We start from the raw sequence: 19,102 nt of genomic DNA on the forward strand, positions 1-19,102 counted from the left end.
TCAGAACTGGAAGCCGGCCGAGATCAGGACGTTCCGCAGCTGGGTTTCCTCCGCGGCCTGCTGGTCGGCCGCGCTCGGGTAGCGCTTCAGGAGCCGGTTCAGATCCTGGGCGTACTCCACCTTGATGGGCACGCCGATCTTGAAGATGAGGCCGATGCCCAGGGAGGTGCGCAGGGGGGGGAAGTTGGTGATGCGCTTGCCGCCGCCGTCCGCGTCCACTTCGGAGCGGGTCAGGCGCTCGTACACCTGGGCGCTGTCCACGAACACCTCCGCCCACACCGTCTGCCCGATCAGGGGGAAGCGGTATTCCAGGTTGGCCACCACGAGCCCCTGCCCGCCCAGGGGGATGGCCTGCAGCGTGGGGTTGACCGGGGTGCTGCCGTCCGCGTTGAGGAGGGGCACGTGCCCCACGGGACCGAGGTAGTCGGTCTGGACCCCGCGCTGGGTGCCCGAGCCGCCGCCGAAGAAGCGTTCGGCGAGGGGCAGGTCCTGGGAGGTGCTGGCCGTGGGGCGGGCGACGCCCAGGCGGAGGCCCAGGCTCACCACCCCGGCCGAGGCCTTGTAGCCCAGGGCCCAGTTCCACTGGTTGCGCACGTCGAGCTTGAGGAAGCTGGCGTTGGGGCTGGTCCCGAAGACCTGCCCCGCCGCCTCGAAACGGGCGAGGGAGAACGCGCCGCTGGTGGGATCGAAGGCGTTGTCCCGGGTATCCCGGACCAGCTGGAGGTAGGGGCTTGAAATGATGGCGTGGGCCGGGTTGCGGGCGATCGTCGCCAGGATGCCCGGATCGATGCCCTGGACGTTGGCCGCCACCTCCACCCGCTCGAACCGGTAGCCGGCCTCCACGCTCACCCGGGGCGACACGTTCCACCGGAGGCTGGAGAGCACCCGCCGCCGGTGCACGTTGTAGATGTAGCGCTGCTCCTGGATGTAGGCGCCCTCGGCCCGGAAGGCCGTGCGGTCGGGGAGGATGCCCGTGAGGGCCCCCGGCGCGAACCAGGGGTCCGTATAGCCGAGGGTGTACGAATCCAGGCTCCGGGTGTACTTGCCCGTGCGGAAGATGTCCCGGAGGGTGGGGTTGTTGATGGTGCCGTCGCCCGCGCGGATGTTCAGGTCCAGGGTCCGGCCCATGCCGCCCACGTTCAGCCGCTGGATGCCCTGGCCCAGGTAGTAGCCCTGGCTGCTGTCATAGCCGAAGGCATTGGTGATGACCCAGGGCGACCGCTCCTCGCCGCGGATGAGGAGGTCCCCCGGCTTCCACGGGACCGGGGGTCCCGCCGGCGCCGGCTGCCCTTCCTGGGGCTCGGCGAGGCTGGAGGCGTCCACCCGGGAGAAGGCGCCGAGGGCGCCCAGGCGGCCCTGGGCCCCGATCAGGCGCTCCTGGTCGAGGGGGTCGCCGGGGTGGAAGTCCAGTTCGCGCAGGACGGCGTCGGAGCGGGTGCGGTCCGCCCCCTGGACCACGATGCGGCGCACCGTCTCCCGGGCCTGGGGCGGCACGATGAACTTCACCACCGACGTGCCGTCCGGCGCCGCGGCGGTCTCGGTGCGCACCACGGGGCGCACCACGCCCAGGGCCACGAGGTGCTGCTGGCGGATGGCGGTGTAGACGCGGAACACGTCGGCCTTGAGCAGGGGCAGCGGCCTGGAGGGCCGCAGTTCGAAGACCTGGCCCCCCGGGTCCGGCACCCGGCTCAGGGTGCCCTCGATCCCGGCCATGGCGGGGCGGTCGCTCCGGTAGCGCCGGATCTCGCCGCCGCCCTCGAGGACCACCTTGTCGGAGAACATCAGGGGCAGGCACTCCGCGAGCCCCCACGGATCGCCGAGCCCGTCCTCCGGCAGTTCCAGCCGCAGGGCGGAGATCAGGCGCTGCTGGCCCTCGCGGACGCGGAGCGTCACGTGGGCCTGGTCCCCCTTGAGATCGATGTGCCGCCGCACCCGGATGTCCACGTACCCGCGGCCCTCGTAGAGGGCCTCCACCCGGCGTTCCAGGGCGTCCAGGGTCTCGGGCCGCGCCTTGGGCCGGAAGAGCCCGCCCAGCTCGACGGCCTTGCGGAGGTCGGCCTCGGGCACCGCGCGGTTGCCCTCGAAGGCGATCGACGCGATCCGGGCCTTGGGGCCGGGCACGATCGTGTAGGTGACCAGCACCTCCTCCGGGCCCTCGGGGCCGGTTTTGACCACCTCCCGCACGTAGGAGACCTGGGGGTCCAGGTGGCCCGAGGCGCGCAGGAGGCGCACGATGCGCCGCTCCCCCTCGTCCAGGAGCTCGGGTCCGTAGCGCTCGGCCCGGGCCAGGGGGACCATGTCCTTGATGGAGGTCGTCCAGCCCAGGCCGGACCCCTTGGAGGCGAGCCGCACCTCGGGGCCCGCGTCCACCTGGATCCGCAGGGTTCCCTGGGGATCCCACGCCAGCTCGACCTTGGCCTCGAAGCGCCGGCGCTTGACCATCGCCTTCCGGAGCCGCCGGTGGACCTCGATCTCCACCTCCCGGCACCAGAGCGTCCGGCCCGGGGCGACCTGGGCGGCCGCGACGAGCGCCTCCCGGGTGAAGGGCCCGAGCCGGCCCGCGAGTTCCACATTCCGGACCACCTGGGGCGCCCCCGCGGCCACCTCCAGCACGGCCCGGGCCCCGCCGTCCTCGTGGCGCGCGGCGACCTGGGCCTGGGGCCACCCCATCGCCTGGAGACGCTCCTGGACCTGGGCCCGCAGCGCCTCCAGGCGCGCGTCCCCGACCCGCTCCCCCTTGCGGGGCAGGCCGGTCAGGCCCTTCCGCAGGCCGGCGGGGGCATCGCCCCGCCAGACCAGGGCGGCCAGGGGGGGCCAGGGCTCCAGGCGGATGCGGCCCCCCTCGGCGGTCACGCTCCGGAACCGGTCCGTGGCCCGGATCGCGGCGAGGACCGTGGCCAGGTCGGCCCCGTCCGGGAGGCGGTCACTGCCGGGTACGAGGCCGGCGGCAGCGCGGGCGAAAGCTCGATCGTCCGCACTGCCGCCTATCCATTCGATGCGTTCACCCGCCGCCCCAGCCAGGCCGGTCCCCACGAAGGGGACGGCCAGGAGCACCAAGGCCGGCCGGGACATCCGCATCGGCCGCTGGGATCAGAAACCGGCCAGGGCTTCCTCTTCGGTCTCCTTGACGTCGAAGACGGAATGAAGGCTGGTCATGGTGATCAGGTTGAAGATGCGCGCGTTCATGCCACAGATGCGCAGGTCCCCGCCCTTGTTCTTGATGGAGGTGTAGCACCCCACCAGCTCGCCCACGCCCGAGGAATCCAGGTAGCTGACCTTGCTCAGGTTGAGGATGACCTTGCGGCTGCCGCGCTCGAGGGCGGTGCGCACGGCCTCGCCCAGCTCCTGGTCCCCGTCGCCGAGGGTGATCTTCCCCTCGGGATAGATGATCGTGATGCCCTGATGGTCTCTGTGGGTGATGTTCATGCGATGTCCTCGCTGTTTCCCCGAGTATACAAGGCGGAGCGCCGGCGGGAACAGGCCTGGATGCGGCACGAACCCTGCTTCCCTCCCGGGACCGGTTCCGTTCCGGACACCCGAGGACCCCATGTTCGACCTCGTCTCCAACAACCCCATGATCCAGCTGAGCGCCCGGGGCATGACCCTGGCCTCCCAGCGCATGGGCCTCATCGCCTCGAACCTGGCCAACATCGACACCCCGGGCTACCGCACCCGGGACTTCGACTTCGAGACCGCCTTCAAGGCGGAGATGGACAAGCTGGATAGGCAGTTCCGTCCCAGTCCTGGCCAGGCCGCCGAAGTGGCGGGCCCTGTCGACACCCCCCCGGCCACCCATCCCCTGGACATCACCGACGAGCGCAACGACGGCAACGACGTCCACCTGGACCGCGAGACCGCGGCCCTGGCCAAGACCCAGCAGATCTACCAGTTCACCTCCAACCTGGCCCAGACCGAGCTCCGGCTCGTCCTGGGCGCCATCCGCGACGCCGCCAAGTAATGAGCACCTTCGACGCCATCAACCAGATCGCCGCCTCCGGCATGGCCGCCCAGCGTCTCCGGGCCCAGCTGGCGGCCTCCAACATCGCCAACGCCGAGACCACCCGCACCCCCCAGGGGGGCCCCTTCCGCCGCAAGGACGCCGTCTTCCAGGTGGCCGACCTGGGCACCTCGGCCGACGGCGCCGCCTTCATGGGGGTCAAAGTTGCCTCCATCCAGGCCTCGAACGAACCCTTCATCACCAAGTACGATCCGGGCCATCCGGACGCCGACGCCAGCGGCACCGTCCAGTACCCCAACATCAATCCGGTGGAGGAAATGGTGAACCTCACCGAGGCGAGCCGGGGCTTCGACGCCAACGTGGCCGTCATCCGGGCCGTCCGGACCATGACACTTTCGGCCCAGGATTTGCTTCGGGTTACCTAGTGGGCGATTTCCGCCGGCTTCGGCCGCCCGTGGTCCGGTCCCCGGATCCGGTGACGGAAAACTGACTGGCCTTCGGGCCCGAAAGCACCCATCCTGAATCCGTCCAAGGTCAAGGTTCCCCATGAACCCCATCTCGTCCAGCCAGCTCCCCTCCCTCGACGCCCTCGCCCAGGCCGGGACGAAGTCCCAGGTTCCGGGCCAGGACGGGCAGGAAGGCTCCCAGTTCGCCGACATCCTGAAGCAGGCCCTCCAGGAAGTGAACGCGGCCCAGGACGCCTCCACCCAGGAGGCACGGAACTTGATTAGTGGGAATTCCACTGACATGCACACGGCGATTCTGGCGGTCCAGAAAGCCGATGTCAGCTTCCAGATGATGATGGCCGTTCGCTCCAAGCTGGTCTCGGCTTACCAGGAAGTGATGCGAATGCAAATGTGACGCCTAGCGTTCCGGCCATCGAAAGGACCCCATGGCCGACGAACCCAGCGTCACCCAGCAATTCACCCAGGCCCTCGAGAACATGACCGCCACCCAGAAGGGGATGGTGGCTGCCATTTGCTTGACCGCCCTCCTCGTGCTGGCCGGCCTCGGCATCTTCGCCAGCCAGGAGACCATGGGGGTCCTCTTCAGCAACCTGCCCCCCACGGACGCCAACCGCATCGTGGAGGAGCTGAAGAAGCAGAACATCAAGTACGAGCTGAGCCAGGACCAGCGGACGGTCAGTGTGCCGGCGAAGCGAGTGGGCGACCTCCGCCTCAAGTTCGCCGGCGACGGCCTGCCCCAGGGCGAGGGCATCGGGTTCGACAAGCTGGAGAACCCGGGCCTGACCACCACGGACTTCACCCAGAAGATCCTCTACCGCCGGGCCCTGGAGGGGACCCTGGCGGACACCATCAAGTCCCTGCAGCAGGTGGCCGGCGCCACCGTGCACATCACCCCCCAGAACGACAGCCCCTTCGCCACCGAGAAGGAGGAGGCCAAGGCCTCCGTCCTCCTGAAGCTGAAGGGGGGCCGGGCCCTGCCCGACGAGAACACCCAGGCCATCGTCAACTTGGTGGCCGCCAGCGTGGAGGGCCTCAAGCCCGAGCAGGTGGTGGTCATCGACCAGTTCAGCCGGATCCTCAGCCGGACGGGCCGGGATCCCATGGTGGGGGCCTCGGACACCCAGAAGAAGGCCCAGCGGGAGGAGGAGGAGCACCTCGTCCGCCAGGTCACCGAGCTCCTCGAGCCCGTCGTGGGCATCGGCAAGGTGCGGGTGACCGCCCGGGTGGACCTGGACTTCGACAAGGTGAAGACCAATTCCGAGATCTTCGACCCCGCCGGCCAGGTGGAGCGGAGCGTCAAGACCCTCAAGGAGGAGGAGAACAAGCGCGACGGCGTCGCCGGCGTGCCCGGGACCCCCTCCAACGTGCCCCCCATCAACCAGGGCACCCCCGGCCAGCCCGGCACCGACACCAAGAAGAAGGAAGAGACCACCACCCAGTACGAGATCTCCAAGACCCTCAAGTCCGTGGAGCAGGCCCCCGGGAACGTGCGCCGCCTGAGCCTGGCCGTCATCGTGGACGACGCCAGCAAGTGGGAGAAGGACCCCAAGGGCAACCCCGTAGAGAAGACCGCCCCCCGCACCGCCGAGGAGCTGAAGAAGATCGGCGACCAGGTGGCCGCGGCCGTGGGGGTGGATCCCAAGCGGGGCGACAAGATCACCGTGGAGAACATGCCCTTCGCGCCCACCACGAACCCCCGGGAGGAGGCGGAGGCCAAGAAGCAGTTCTGGATCGACCAGGGCAAGCAGGCGCTGCCGTTCGTCCTATATTCCATCCTGGGACTGACTGTTTTCTTCCTCATCATCCTGCCCATGCTCAAGCGCATTTCCGCCGCCCTGAACCGTCCCGCCCCCCTGCGCGTCCGCGTGGGCGGTGGTGAAGCGGGCGAAGGCGGGGCCGCGGCTCCCCGCAAGTTCACCCCCGTCAAGTCCATGGCCGAGCTGGAAGCCGAGATCGAGGCCGAACTCAACGCCGAGGGCGCCTCCTCGGCCCCCGAGGCCCAGCGGCGCAGCCTCATCAAGAAGCGCATCCAGGAGAGCACCCTGGGCGACGCCGAGACCATCGCCAGCCTGGTGCGGAGCTGGATGATCGAGGACGGGAGATAGCATGACCAAGCTTTCCGGCACCCAGAAAGCCGCCGTCCTCATGGTCGCCCTCGGCGACGAGACCGCCGCCCAGATCTTCAAGTTCCTGGAAGAGGACGAGATCCAGAACATCTCCAAGGAGATCGCCCTCACCAAGCACGTGCAGCCCGAGACGGCCGACGAGGTGCTGGAAGAGTTCCACACCATGACCCTGGCGAAGACCTACATCGCCCAGGGCGGCATCGAGTACGCCAAGAAGCTCCTCATCAAGTCGGTGGGCCCCGAGGCCGCCCGCAAGATCATCGACCGCCTCACCAAGGCCCTGGAGTCCTCGGCCGGGTTCTCCAGCATCGAGCGGGCCAACCCCCAGCAGCTCTCCAAGTTCATCCAGAACGAGCACCCCCAGACCATCGCCCTGATCCTGGCCCACCTGAACGCAAGCCAGGCCGGCGACCTCATCGCCAGCCTCCCCGAGACCCTCCGGGCCGACGTGGCCATGCGCATGGCCAACCTCCAGGAGATCAGCCCCGAGGTGGTGCGCCGCATCTCCCTCATCCTGGAGCAGAAGCTGGAGGCCCTGGGCTCCTTCGCCACCGAGGCCTACGGCGGCGTCCGGGCCGTGGCGGAGCTCTTCAACCGCATGGACCGGACCACGGGCCGGGTGGTGCTGGAGAAGATCGAGAACGAGAACCCCCAGCTGGCCGCCAGCATCCGGGACCTCATGTTCGTCTTCGACGACATCCTCCTCATCGACGACCTGGGCATCGCCGAGATCCTCAAGCGGGTGGACAAGAAGAGCCTCACCACCGCCCTCAAGGGCACCAGCGAGGAGCTGCGCAACCAGTTCTTCCGCAACATGTCCAGCCGGGCCGTGGAACTCATGAAGGAGGAAATGGAGTTCATGGGGCCCGTGAAGCTCAAGGACGTGGAGAAGGCGCAGCACGAGATCGTCGAGATCGTTCGCCAGCTCGAGGAAGAGGGCGTCATCAGCATCGGCGGCGGCGGCGGGGACGACTATGTCAGTTGAGCGGTTCATCCCGGCCCGCAGGGTGGACCTGGAGGCCATCGAGGCCTTCCCGTACTTCGCGGCCCAGGCCCCCCCGCCCCTGGAGGACGAGGACGAGGCCGGCGACGACACCCCCCTGAGCGCCACGTTCACCACGCCCGAGGAGGACGCCCGGCGCCTGGCCTCCGTGGACCAGATCATCTACGAGAAGCTCCAGCAGGCCGAGCGGGACGCCCAGGACGTGGCCCGGAAGGCCTACGAACAGGGCTTCGCCGCCGGCGAGACCGAGGGCCGCGCGTTCGGGGAGAGCCAGTACCGGGCCCAGATCCAGCGCCTGGACAAGGCCCTGGGGGAACTGTCCGCCTCCCTGTCCCTGCACGGCAAGGCGGCCCAGGACGAACTGCTGGGCCTGGCCCTGGCCTTCGGCGAATACCTGGCGGGCCGCGAGATCCAGCAGGGCATCCAGACCCTTCGACCGCTCCTGGAGCGGGTCCTGGAGGCCCACCCCTTCCCCGCCAGCCCCGACGATCCGGAGGGCCGCCCGGGCATCACCGTCCTCATCCACCCCCGGGACCTGGAGGAGATCGGCGGCTCCGCCGCCGCCCCCGCCGGCGTCACCCTGCGCGAGGACGAGGGCCTGACCCGCGGCAGCCTGCGGGTGGAAAGCGCCTCCGGCGTCCTGGACGCGACGGTGGAGCGGCGCCGCGGCCACCTCCTGGAGCTGATCCAGCGGATCCGGGAGCAGGAGGGCTACTGATGGACCTGTCCGCCCTGGCCCGGGACGTGGCCAAGCTCCCCCCCGGCGATGTCCTGGGCCGGGTCTCCAAGGTGGTGGGCCTCATCGTGGAATCCCGGGGCCCCGAGGGCTCCGTGGGCGAGCAGATGGCCATCCACATGCCCGACGGCCGCCAGGTCACCGCCGAAGTCGTGGGCTTCCAGGAGCGCAGCGTCCTCCTGATGCCCGTGGAGAATCTGGAGGGCATCCGCCCCGGCCTCCTCGTGGAGGCCCTGGGCCACCAGCCCGAGCTGCCGGTGTCCGCCAGCTTGCTAGGTCGTGTGATCGATCCCCTGGGGCGCCCCCTGGACGGCGGTCCCCCCATCGAGGTGCAGGACCGGGTGCCCATCCACGGCCAGCCCCCCAACCCCATGCGGCGGCGGCGCATCAACGAGGTCCTCTCCACCGGCGTCCGGAGCATCGACGGCCTCCTGACCCTGGGCAAGGGCCAGCGCATCGGGATCTTCGCCGGGTCCGGCGTGGGCAAGTCCACCCTCATGGGCATGATCGCCCGGAACACCTCGGCCCAGGTGAACGTCATCGCCCTGGTGGGGGAGCGGGGCCGCGAGCTGAAGGAGTTCATCGACAACGACCTGGGCCCCGAGGGCCTGGCCCGGAGCGTCGTGGTGGTGGCGACCAGCGACCAGACCCCCCTGCTCCGCCTGCGCTGCGCCCTGTCCGCCATGGCCATCGCCGAGCACTTCATGCGCCAGGGCAAGGACGTCCTCATGATGATGGACAGCGTCACCCGCTTCGCCATGGCCCAGCGGGAGGTGGGCCTGTCCGCCGGCGAGCCCCCCAGCTCCCGCGGCTACACCCCCTCCGTCTTCGCCCTCCTGCCCCGGCTCATGGAGCGGGCCGGCGCCTTCGAGGGCATGGGGTCCATCACCGGCATCTTCACCGTCCTGGTGGAGGGCGACGACATGAACGAGCCCATCGCCGACGCCGTCCGGGGCATCCTGGACGGGCACGTGGTCCTCTCCCGGCGCCTGGCCGCCAAGAACCACTTCCCCGCCGTGGACGTCCTCCCCAGCATCAGCCGGCTCTTCTCCGCCCTGGCCTCCCCCGAGCAGAAGCAGCTCAGCGCCAAGATGCGGGACCTGATGGCCACGTACGACGACGCCGAGGACCTCATCCAGATCGGCGCCTACACCAAGGGGTCCAGCCCCTCCATCGACCAGGCCATCCAGTTCCAGCCCGCCATCCAGGCCTTCCTCCGCCAGGCGGTGGCGGAGGGGTCCGACCAGGCCGCGACCCTCCTGGCCATGGGCCAGATCTTCGGCATCGACCTGGCGCCCTTCCTGAAGCCGGCGGGCAAGGTGTAGGGTGGCCGCCCGCTTCCGTTTCCGCCTGGAAGCCCTGCTCAGGGTCCGGCGCAGCCTGGAGGAAGAGGCCAAACGAGCGATGGCCCGGGCGGTCACCGCCCGGGACCAGGCCCAGCTCCGGGTGGGCGAACTCCGGCAGACCCAACGGCAGGCCATCGAAGGCCGCCGCATGGGAACCAACCAGACGATCGACCTGGAGCGCCTCCGGGACATCGAGCGCTGGCTGGTGGTGGTGGAACGCCGCATCCAGGAGGCCGTGGAGGCCGTCCGTCAAGCAGACGAACGGGTGCGGGAGGCCCGCGCCCAGCTCGTCAAGGCGCACCAGGATCACCTGATCCTCCAGCGCCTCAAGGAGCGCCGCCAGGCCCAGCACGCCCTGGAGGTCCTCCGCGAGGAAGCGAAGGAGATGGATGAAATTGCTGTCCTGAGGCATCACATCCGGCCGCCAGGAGCATCCAACCAGTGAGGCTGACATGAACATGAAGAACATCGCCTGGGTCACCGCGCCTCTCGCCCTTTCGGCGGGCGTGATCTGGCTGTCCGCCCAGACCCCCACCCCCGCGGAGGGCATCAAGGTCGGCGACCTGGCCGACAAGGTCCAGGTCCGGGAGAAGGCCGTCCTCCAGAAGGAGACCGAGCTCCGCCAGATGGAGGAGCGCCTCGCCACCCTCCAGGGCACCCTGGAGCGGGACCGGGCCGACCTCCAGAACCGCGAGAAGACCCTGGCCGAGGGCATGGCCAAGCTGGAGGCCCTGCGGACCCGGCCCCCCATCGACAGCCAGCTCATCCGGACCTACGAGCAGATGAACCCCATCTCCGCCGCCCCGGCCCTGAAGGAGCTGGCCGCCCTCAACCAGGAGGTGGCCGTGAGCCTTCTGGCAGGCATGCAGGCGAAGAAGGCGGCCAAGATCCTGGACCAGTTGGCCAGCCAGGACAACCCGGCCAAGGACGCCAAACTGGCCGCCGTGCTTTCCGAAAAGGTGGGCATCACCCGGCCCAAGGCCTGAGAAACCAAGCGGACTATCATTCAAGGAGGCGGATTGGACTGAACGACCTATAATTTCATCAGCAGGGCCTTTTTAGTTCTTTTTTTAAACAATTAATACGAGTCCCCCGGAAACCTTTTCCCGGTCGGTCCCAGAAAAATGAAGAAGTGGAGGTCACCATGGCAGCCAACAACGATGAAAATATCCAGATGAACACCACCCCCCCCCTGGGCGGTGAGGCCGTCGGACGCGAACACATGGCCGAAATCGGTCGTAAGGGCGGTCAGTCCGTCAGTCGCAACCGCGAGCACATGGCCGAGATCGGCCGGAAGGGCGGGCAGTCCGTCAGCCGGAACCGGGAGCACATGGCCGCCATCGGTCGGAAGGGCGGCGAAGCCGTCAGCCAGGACCGGGCCCACATGGCCTCCATTGGCCGGAAGGGCGGCGAGGCGGTCAGTCAGGATCGCACCCACATGGAGGAGATCGGCCGCAAGGGCGGGACCACCGTCAGCCGCGACCGCACCCACATGGCGGAGATCGGCCGGAAGGGCGGTGAGGCGGTCAGCCAGGACCGCACCCACATGGAGGAGATCGGCCGCAAGGGCGGCGAGGCCTCCCGCAGCCGCAAGGCCGCGCCTGGCGAGGGCACTCCCGAAGGCGAACCCGGGTCCGGCCTGGCCTGATCCGACGGGGGCGGCGCCCGCCGCGGCCCCGAACCGCCCCGGTCCCCGCGGCCCCCCGCGGGGACCGGGGCTTGTGTCTGGGGCCCTTCACCCGGCCCATTCTGCCGGGTTGAACCGGCACAACCTGTGCGGAGGATGGCCACCCGGTCGAGAGCCGGGTGGAGGTTCCATGCTTCCAGCCATCAGCAGCGCGGTCGAAGCGCCCCCGGCCTTGCCGGGCCGCGAAGCCGCCTCCTCCCAGGCCACGCCCGGCTTCTCCGGCATCATGGGGGCCCTGGCCAGCGCCAGCGCCCCCAACGCCGGGACCCAGGCCCCCGCCCAGCCGGCAGCCAACGCCTCCCAGGCCAAGGCCCCGGCGGCCACTGCTCGGTCGTCCGTATCTCAGCCGGCCCCCTCCCAGCCGGCCGCACCTCAGCCGGCCCCCTCCCAGCCGGCCCGGACCGATGCGGATCCTGCCCAGGCGACCCCGCCTGGGCCCACGTCCTCGGACCCGGAATCGGGGATCGATCCCAGCCCCCGGGAACCCCAGGCCCCCCTGGAAACCCTCCAGCCCAACCCCCTGGCCGCGGCCCTGGCCGCCCAGGCGGCCGCGACCCCGCCCGCCCCGGCCGACGCCGGAACCCCCGCCCCACCGGCGGACAGCGTCACGGGTGTCCAGGCAAGCGCCGCCTCCGCCCCGTCGGCGGCCCCCACGCCTCCCACCGGGGACGCGGCCCTGGCCGCCCTTCCGGGGAGCCCGGCGCCCACGCCGGGCGCGCCGACCAGCGCGAGCCCGGCCGCGGGGGCGCCGGATGCCCCGGCCCCGGCGACCGCCGGTACGCCTGCCGCCGGTACGCCGGCCGCCGCTCCACCCTCCGAACCCGCTCCGATCGCGGGGGGGCCGGCCCTGCCGCCCCGGGCCGAGGCCCCGGCCGCGCCGGAGACCCCCGCCGAGCCCGGCGCGCCGCCGGCCCAGGCGGCTCCGCCCCAGGCCCCGTCCGCCGGAGCGGGAGCGCCCGCCGCCACGCCGGGGTCCGCACGCCCGGTTGACTCCCATCCGGCCCCCGCCCAGAAGACCGAGGTGGACGCGCAGCCCCCCGCCCCCGGGGCGGCCGAGGACACGCCGGCCCCGGAGCCGGCCCACGGCGGGCTCCGCACGGACCTGCCCCGGACCGCGGTCCCCGAGGCGCCGGAGGCCCGCGTGGCCGCGGAGGCCCAGCCCCGCACCGAGCCGTCCGCGGACGTTCCCGCGGCCCTGACCGCCGCCAAGGCCCAGGCCGCGCTGGAGGCGGAGCTCCCGGGCCTCCGCCTCCAGGCCGTCAAAGGCACGGGGGCCACCGCGGGGGCCGCGACCGGCGCCCCGTCGAAGCCCGCCCTCAGTGAACTCCTGAACCGGCCCAAGCCCACGGTGGAAACCCCGGCAATCCTTTCCCAGGATGGCGAGACGCCGGGCCCCACCCCGGCCGCGGCCAGCGCCGCCACCGCCCCCACCCTGCCCGCCCCGGCGGCCCCCGCCGCCCATGAGGCCCTCGCCAACGCGCCCGGCCTGGCCTCCGGGAGCCCGGCCACGCCGGCTTCCGCCCCGCCGGCGGTCCCGGCCCCGGCGGCCCACGCCGCCGCCTCCGACACGGCGGCCTTCCTGCGCAACCCCGTGGCGGCCCAACTGGAGGGGAGCGTGCGCTGGCTCCTCAAGGCCCAGACCCCCTCCGCCGACCTGCAGCTCCACCCCGAATCCCTGGGCGCCGTGCGCATCCAGATCAAGGTGGAGGGCACCGAGGTCCACGCCCGCGTCTGGGCCACCGAGCCCAGCAGCCTGCCCCTCCTGCAGGAGCATCGCTCGGCCCTGGAAGCCTCGCTCCGGGACCAGGGGCTCTCCCTGGGCAGCTTCGACCTGCACCAGGGCCGCCAGGGCGAGCAGGCCGCCCCCGCTCCCGCCCCCGCGCCGGCCGCGCCCCGGGTCCAGACCGCCGAAATTGGGCAGGAAGCGCCCATCGCCGCGGCCCCTTCGCCCGCAAACCCGCACCGGATCGAGATTGTCGCCTGACGGCACGACTCCTGCTTTGAATCCCCCGGAGGACCTGACCATGCAGACCGCCAGCGTTCCAACGACCTCGTCGACCACGTCCTCGGGCTCGTCCACCACCGCCAGCAACACGCTGGGCAAGGACGCCTTCCTCAAACTGCTGGTGGCCCAGCTGCAGCACCAGGATCCGACCAACACCCAGGACCCCGCCCAGATGGTGCAGCAGATGGCCACCTTCTCGAGCCTGGAGGCCCAGCAGAACACCAACACCCTGCTCGGCAGCATCCAGACCCAGAACGCGGCCCTCTACCAGGCCCAGAGCGCGGACCTGATCGGCAAGAAGATCCAGCTCACCTCCAGCAAGGTGGCCCTCTCCGGCGGCTCCGCCCAGATCGGCATCAACATGGCGAGCGCCGGCGACGCCGTCCTCACCATCAAGAACGCCAAGGGCAGCACGGTGGCCACCCTCGGCCCCGTGACCCTTTCCGCCGGAGACACGACCCTGGCCTGGAACGGCCAGGACGCCTACGGCAACCAGCTCGCGGACGGCACCTACACGGTGAGCGTCACCGCCAAGAACGGCGCGGGCACCAGCATCAGCGCCTCCACCACGACCACCGCGACCGTCACGGCCGTCTCCTTCGTCGACAACGAGGTGAAGGTCACCGCCGGCGGCAGCCAGTACTCCCTTTCCAACATCACCCGGATCTCCAACTGACAGGAGCGCGCCATGGGCCTCTATTCTTCCTTCTACGCGAGCCTCTCCGGCCTTTCCACCAACGCCTCCGCGCTCAGTGTGATCGGCAACAACCTGGCCAACCTCAACACGGCCGGGTTCAAGGGCGCCAGCTCCGAGTTCCAGGACCTCTTCGCGGCGGCCATCGCCAACCAGGGGACCCAGGGCAACGGCAATCCCATGCAGGTGGGCCTCGGCGCCTCCCTCGGGTCGGTGGCCACCAACTTCTCCCAGGGCTCCTTCCAGCAGACCGGCAACGTCACGGACATGGCCATGCAGGGCAACGGCTTCTTCACCCTGCAGAACAAGCAGGGCAGCGCCGTCTACACCCGCAACGGCAACTTCACCATCGACAAGAGCGGGTTCCTGGTCGACTCCCAGGGCAACAAGGTCATGGGCTGGAACGCCACCAACGGCGTCGTCAACCCCGGCGGCCTGCCGACGCCCATCCAGCTCAACATGGCCGGGACCTCCGGCGGCGTCGCCACCCGCAACGTGGAGATCATCGCCAACCTGAACTCCGCCGCGGCCACCACGTCGGTCTTCACGTCCACGGTCCAGATCTACGACTCCCTGGGCGCCACCCACAGCGTCACCCTCAGCTTCCAGCCCACCGGCACCGCGGGCCAGTGGGCCGTGACGGGCCCCGCCACCGTGGACGGCGCGGCCGTGGCCGGCATCCCCGCCTACCTCCAGTTCGACAACACGGGCGCCCTCACGGGCTACATCCCCGCCGGAGGCTTGGCCACCGACACCCCCACCACCATCACGGGCAACAACAACCCCAGCATCTCCTTCACCGGCTTCGCCAACGGCGCCGCCGACGCCAGCGTCAAGTGGGAACTGGCCACCCCCAACACCACGGGGAGCGGCTTCACCGCCTACTTCACCAGCTACGCCTCCGCCTCCACCACGTCCGCCACCAGCCAGGACGGCTACGGCGCCGGCACCGTGGACAGCCTCACCGTCGACCAGAACGGCGTCATCATCGGCAACTACACCAACGGCCAGACCATCCCCATGGGCCAGGTGGCGGTGAGCACCTTCCTCAACGAGAACGGCCTCTCCAAGGTGGGCGGCAACAACTGGATCGCCACCGTCGCCAGCGGCACCGCCGCGGTGGGCGCGGCCAACCAGGGCGGCCGGGGCGGCGTCCTCGGCTCCAACCTGGAACTGTCCAACGTGGACGTGGCCACCGAGCTGACCCGCATGATCGTGAACCAGAACGGCTACCAGGCCAACAGCCGCGTCGTCACCACGGCCAACACGCTGCTCCAGGAAGTGCTCAACCTCGTCCGGTAGTAAAGATTCTTGACCATCTGGGGCTCCCGGGGGATTACCCTTTCCCGGGAGCCCCATGGTTGATTTGTACACCCCCAGCCCCGAACGCCCCGGCCGCATCCTCATCGTGGACGACCTGGCGGAAAACCTGAAGGTGCACGCCCGGGAGCTCCGGGGCCAGCCCTTCCAGACGACCCTCGCCCAGAGCGGCGCCGAGGCCCTGGAGGCCTGCGCCCGGGAAGTCTTCGAAGGCATCCTCATGGACGTGAGCCTGCCGGGCATGGACGGCATCGAGACCTGCCGGCGCATCCGCCAGGGACCGCTGAACGCGGCGACCCCGCTCATCTTCATCAGCGCCGTGCGCATCGGCGAGGACTGGGTGAAGTCGGGCATCGAATCGGGCGGCATCGATTACCTCACCAAGCCCTACGTGCTGTCCGAGCTCCTGGTGAAGCTGCGCATGCTGGTGCGCCTGTCCCGACAGCGGGAGGCCGCCCTTGCGGGCGAGCGGAACCGCGCCCTGCTCGAGGTGGCCGGCGGCGCCGCCCACGAGCTGGCCCAGCCCCTGTCCGCCGCCCAGATCCAGCTGGACCGCCTCATCCACGCCCGGACCGCGCCGTCCGTCCAGGACCTGGAGGACCTCCGGGCCTGCCTGGAGGAGACCTCCCAGGTGCTGCGGAAGATCCAGAACCTGCATACGTACATCACCAAGCCGTACGCCTCGGGCCGCATCCTGGACCTGGACCTGTCCAGCAGGCCCCCCTTCAGAGGTTAGTTCCGGACGAACATGTCCTAGACTGGAGGTCCAGCCCCGCTGGCCGAGGACCCCATGCCCGACTTCCCCCTGCAGCCCCTTTCGCCCCGCCGCCGCACCCGCCAGATCCACGTGGGCGGTGTCCCGGTGGGCGGCGACGCCCCCATTTCCGTCCAGAGCATGACGAAGACCGACACCCGGGACGTGGAGGCCACCGTCAACCAGATCTACGAGTACGCCGCCGCCGGCTGCGAGATCGTCCGCGTTTCGGTTCCCACCAAGAAGGCCGGCGAGGTCTTCCACGAGATCACGGCCCGCAGCCCCATCCCCGTGGTGGCCGACATCCACTTCGACTATCGCCTCGCCCTCGTGGCGGCCGACGGCGGTGCCGCCTGCCTGCGCATCAACCCGGGCAACATCGGCGGCCAGGACCGGGTCCGGGCCGTGGTGGACAAGGCCGGCGAGAAGGGCATCCCCATCCGCATCGGCGTCAACGCCGGCAGCCTGGAGAAGGACCTGGTGGAGAAGTTCGCCGGCGCCACCCCCGAGGCCATGGTGGAAAGCGCCTTGCGCCACCTGGAGATGCTGGAGAAGGAAGGCTTCTACGCCACCAAGATCTCCCTCAAGGCCAGCGACGTCGTCCGCACCGTGCAGGCCTACCGGCTCCTGGCGAAGCAGGTGGACTACCCCTTCCACCTGGGCATCACCGAGGCCGGGACCCCCTGGGGGGCCACCATCCGCAGCAGCGCCGGGCTCGGCATCCTCCTGGCGGAGGGCCTGGGCGACACGATCCGCGTCTCCCTCACCGGCGAAGGCACCGAGGAGGTGCGCATCGGCCATGAGCTCCTGCGCGCCCTGGAGCTGCGCAGCGGCGGCTTCCACATGGTCAGCTGCCCCTCCTGCGGCCGGGTCCAGATCGACCTCAACCGCGTGGCCCACGAGATCGAGGAGGGGCTCCGGCAGATCAACCACGAGGACGTCACCTACGCCGTCATGGGCTGCGTGGTCAACGGCCCCGGCGAGGCCCGGGACGCCGACCTGGGCGTGGCGGGCGGCGCCGGCGAGGGCCTGATCTACCGCAAGGGCGTGCTCATCCGGAAGGTGAAGGAGGTCGACCTCGTCCCCGCCTTCCTGGAGGAGGCCCGCAAGTTCAAGGCCGAGCAGGTGCCGTGAGCGGGAGCCGCCGGGTGATCGACGCGGCCCTGTCCCACCCCCTCCTCGCCCTCGGCGGGTTCCTCCTCCTGGAGGCCCTCCTGCCGGTGCCCTGGCAGCCCACGGCCTGGGCGGCCCGGGGGGCGATCCGCGCCTACCAGCGCACCCTGAGCCCCCTCCTGCCCACCCAGTGCCGCTTCACGCCCACCTGCAGCCAGTACGGCCTGGAGTGCGTGCGGAAGTACGGCACCCTCAAGGGCGGCGCCCTCACCACCTGGCGGATCCTGCGCTGCAACCCCTTCGGGGGCCACGGCCCCGATCCGGTCCCCTGAGGGTCGGCCATTGAATCCCGGACGCCGACCGTCCATCCTGGAAACCTGCCCTTGACCCGGATCCCTGGCATGCCCCTCGACCCCACCCCGACCCTCGATACCCTGGCCTCCGCCTCCCCGGCGGCCCTTCGCCATCTCATCCGCCTGGGTCTCGACCCGCTCCAGGATGGATCCCTCACCCTCGCCGAGGCCTGCGCCCCCCTTGGGCTGGACCCCGAGGCCACCGCCCGGGACCTGGCGGCCCACCCGCCCCAGCCCCGCCGGGACTGGACCCACGCGCCCCTGACCGAGCTGATCGAACACATCGTCACCCACCACCACGCCTTCACGCGGGACGAACTGGTCCGCATCCAGAAGCTCGTGGACCGCGCCCTGGCCGTGCCCGGCCCCGGGCAGGTGACGCTCATCAAGGTGAAGGTCCACATCGCGGCCCTCACCCGGGACCTGGTCGCCCACTTCCAGATGGAGGAGCGCAACCTCTTCCCCGCCATCCGCGCCATCGAGCACGGCGCCGAGCCGCCCCTCTCCCTGAGCACCCCCACGGAACAGGCCCGCACCATCACCGCCGAGCACGAGGTGGCCGAGGAGCTCTTCCACACCATCCGCATGCTCACCGGGGACTACGCCATCCCCGCGGAGGCCGGCCGGGACTACCGCCTCATCTGCCTCGCCCTCCGGAACCTGGAGGAGGACCTGCACCTCCACCTGTTCCTGGAGAACCACATCCTCTTCCCCCGCTCCCTGCCCCGGTAGCAAAAAGCCGGTTTTCGGGCAAGAATGGCACAGGAGCGACCCGTGCGAGGATGGAAGAGCAGCTGGCCCTGGCGGGTCGTGGTGACGGCGTGGGGCCTGGTCACGCTCCCCCTCGCCGCGGTGGCGATCATCCTGGGCGCGGCCTTCCTGGGGCCCAAGCGCAGCTTCTGGACCTTCGCGCCCCTGTGGAGCCGCTCGGTCTTCGGGTTCTTCGGCATGCACAACGTGGTGCTGGGCTGGGAGGCCCTTCCCGAAGAGATCCGGGAGCAGCGCCAGCCCGTGGTCTTCATGGCCAACCACGAGAGCATCCTGGACCCCCCCGTCCTCATGGGCGCCCTGCCCATCCCGGCCGTCTACATCTCCAAGAAGGAACTCAAGTGGATGGTGCCCGTGGGCTGGGCGGCGGCCATGGGCGGCACCATCTTCATCGACCGCAGCAACCGGGAGAAGGCCGTGGCCAGCATCGCCGAGGCCGCGCGCCAGATCCGGGGCGGCAAGAGCGTCGTCATCTTCCCGGAGGGCACCCGCACCCGCACCGGGGACCTGCTGCCCTTCAAGAAGGGCGGCTTCGCCCTGGCCCAGGACGCCGGCACCCCCATCGTCCCCCTGGGCATCGGCGGGGCCTACACCATGCTCCCGCCCGGTAGCCTCCTGGTTCGGCCCTGCACCTACGTCATCGCCGTGGGCGCGCCGGTGGATCCGGCGGCCTACGACAACCGGGAGGAGCTCATGGCCGAGGTGCGCGCCCGGATCGCGAACCTGCGCGAACAGGCCCACGAACGGCTTTGACCGGGGGCCGGGCGCGGGG

At 70.5% G+C, this 19,102-nt stretch carries 20 protein-coding genes; 18 read left to right on the forward strand and 2 right to left on the reverse strand.

All coding sequences use genetic code 11. The annotated features are described in order from the left end of the window. Together R2J75_RS12545 and R2J75_RS12550 are read right to left on the reverse strand one after the other, a co-directional pair. Positions 1 to 3,072 (reverse strand): BamA/TamA family outer membrane protein, encoded by a 3,072-nt coding sequence (locus R2J75_RS12545; protein ID WP_243331916.1) that lies wholly within the window; start codon positions 3,070 to 3,072, stop codon positions 1 to 3. Positions 3,073 to 3,090: 18 nt separating this feature from the next. After that, complete coding sequence (locus R2J75_RS12550; RefSeq protein ID WP_243331914.1) at positions 3,091 to 3,426, reverse strand: STAS domain-containing protein; 336 nt, start codon at positions 3,424 to 3,426, stop codon at positions 3,091 to 3,093. Between the two features lie 121 nt (positions 3,427 to 3,547). Between R2J75_RS12550 and flgB the strand changes: the two genes are divergently transcribed. The 18 genes from flgB (at position 3,548) to R2J75_RS12640 (ending at position 19,083) form a co-directional block, all read left to right on the forward strand. Then, positions 3,548 to 3,958: a flagellar basal body rod protein FlgB gene (gene flgB / locus R2J75_RS12555; RefSeq protein ID WP_243346600.1), complete on the forward strand. Its 411-nt coding sequence runs from the start codon at positions 3,548 to 3,550 to the stop codon at positions 3,956 to 3,958. Then, positions 3,958 to 4,383 (forward strand): flagellar basal body rod protein FlgC, encoded by a 426-nt coding sequence (flgC, locus tag R2J75_RS12560; protein WP_243331911.1) that lies wholly within the window; start codon positions 3,958 to 3,960, stop codon positions 4,381 to 4,383. The genes flgB and flgC overlap by 1 nt, the downstream gene beginning before the upstream one ends. Positions 4,384 to 4,504: 121 nt before the next feature. Then, the gene (gene fliE, locus R2J75_RS12565; RefSeq protein ID WP_243331909.1) at positions 4,505 to 4,819 is read left to right on the forward strand and encodes a flagellar hook-basal body complex protein FliE; all 315 of its coding nucleotides are present in this window, start codon (positions 4,505 to 4,507) and stop codon (positions 4,817 to 4,819) included. A gap of 31 nt (positions 4,820 to 4,850) precedes the next feature. Then, the gene (fliF, locus tag R2J75_RS12570; RefSeq protein WP_243331907.1) at positions 4,851 to 6,530 is read left to right on the forward strand and encodes a flagellar basal-body MS-ring/collar protein FliF; all 1,680 of its coding nucleotides are present in this window, start codon (positions 4,851 to 4,853) and stop codon (positions 6,528 to 6,530) included. Position 6,531: 1 nt separating this feature from the next. After that, on the forward strand, positions 6,532 to 7,536 hold the full coding sequence (gene fliG, locus R2J75_RS12575) for a flagellar motor switch protein FliG (protein WP_243331904.1): 1,005 nt from the start codon (positions 6,532 to 6,534) through the stop codon (positions 7,534 to 7,536). After that, positions 7,526 to 8,272 carry a FliH/SctL family protein gene (locus R2J75_RS12580; RefSeq protein WP_316410303.1) on the forward strand — a complete coding sequence of 249 codons (747 nt, stop codon included), beginning with the start codon at positions 7,526 to 7,528 and terminating at the stop codon, positions 8,270 to 8,272. Before fliG ends, R2J75_RS12580 begins: the two co-directional genes overlap by 11 nt. Beyond that, positions 8,272 to 9,615: a FliI/YscN family ATPase gene (locus R2J75_RS12585; protein ID WP_243331900.1), complete on the forward strand. Its 1,344-nt coding sequence runs from the start codon at positions 8,272 to 8,274 to the stop codon at positions 9,613 to 9,615. Before R2J75_RS12580 ends, R2J75_RS12585 begins: the two co-directional genes overlap by 1 nt. A gap of 1 nt (position 9,616) precedes the next feature. Next, positions 9,617 to 10,081, forward strand: coding sequence for a flagellar export protein FliJ (gene fliJ, locus R2J75_RS12590; RefSeq protein WP_243346604.1), 465 nt, complete (start codon positions 9,617 to 9,619; stop codon positions 10,079 to 10,081). Positions 10,082 to 10,088: 7 nt separating this feature from the next. Next, positions 10,089 to 10,622: a hypothetical protein gene (locus tag R2J75_RS12595; RefSeq protein WP_243331895.1), complete on the forward strand. Its 534-nt coding sequence runs from the start codon at positions 10,089 to 10,091 to the stop codon at positions 10,620 to 10,622. 158 nt (positions 10,623 to 10,780) lie between these two features. Next, positions 10,781 to 11,284, forward strand: a complete 504-nt coding sequence (locus tag R2J75_RS12600) for a con-10 family general stress protein (protein ID WP_243331893.1) — start codon at positions 10,781 to 10,783, stop codon at positions 11,282 to 11,284. A gap of 169 nt (positions 11,285 to 11,453) precedes the next feature. Beyond that, positions 11,454 to 13,307: a flagellar hook-length control protein FliK gene (locus R2J75_RS12605; protein WP_316410308.1), complete on the forward strand. Its 1,854-nt coding sequence runs from the start codon at positions 11,454 to 11,456 to the stop codon at positions 13,305 to 13,307. A 40-nt stretch (positions 13,308 to 13,347) separates the two neighbouring features. Beyond that, on the forward strand, positions 13,348 to 14,004 hold the full coding sequence (locus tag R2J75_RS12610) for a flagellar hook assembly protein FlgD (RefSeq protein WP_243331888.1): 657 nt from the start codon (positions 13,348 to 13,350) through the stop codon (positions 14,002 to 14,004). Positions 14,005 to 14,016: 12 nt separating this feature from the next. Further along, positions 14,017 to 15,324: a flagellar hook protein FlgE gene (locus tag R2J75_RS12615; protein ID WP_316410309.1), complete on the forward strand. Its 1,308-nt coding sequence runs from the start codon at positions 14,017 to 14,019 to the stop codon at positions 15,322 to 15,324. Between the two features lie 55 nt (positions 15,325 to 15,379). After that, positions 15,380 to 16,078: a response regulator gene (locus R2J75_RS12620; RefSeq protein ID WP_316410310.1), complete on the forward strand. Its 699-nt coding sequence runs from the start codon at positions 15,380 to 15,382 to the stop codon at positions 16,076 to 16,078. Between the two features lie 54 nt (positions 16,079 to 16,132). After that, the gene (ispG, locus tag R2J75_RS12625) at positions 16,133 to 17,230 is read left to right on the forward strand and encodes a flavodoxin-dependent (E)-4-hydroxy-3-methylbut-2-enyl-diphosphate synthase (protein ID WP_243331881.1); all 1,098 of its coding nucleotides are present in this window, start codon (positions 16,133 to 16,135) and stop codon (positions 17,228 to 17,230) included. Between the two features lie 86 nt (positions 17,231 to 17,316). Further along, on the forward strand, positions 17,317 to 17,541 hold the full coding sequence (gene yidD, locus R2J75_RS12630) for a membrane protein insertion efficiency factor YidD (protein ID WP_308220515.1): 225 nt from the start codon (positions 17,317 to 17,319) through the stop codon (positions 17,539 to 17,541). Positions 17,542 to 17,610: 69 nt separating this feature from the next. Further along, the gene (locus tag R2J75_RS12635; RefSeq protein ID WP_243331877.1) at positions 17,611 to 18,294 is read left to right on the forward strand and encodes a hemerythrin domain-containing protein; all 684 of its coding nucleotides are present in this window, start codon (positions 17,611 to 17,613) and stop codon (positions 18,292 to 18,294) included. A 42-nt stretch (positions 18,295 to 18,336) separates the two neighbouring features. Further along, positions 18,337 to 19,083, forward strand: coding sequence for a lysophospholipid acyltransferase family protein (locus R2J75_RS12640; protein WP_243331875.1), 747 nt, complete (start codon positions 18,337 to 18,339; stop codon positions 19,081 to 19,083). Positions 19,084 to 19,102 lie beyond the last annotated feature (19 nt).

This window comes from Mesoterricola sediminis (genome assembly GCF_030295425.1).
Taxonomy (GTDB): Bacteria; Acidobacteriota; Holophagae; order Holophagales; family Holophagaceae; genus Mesoterricola; species Mesoterricola sediminis.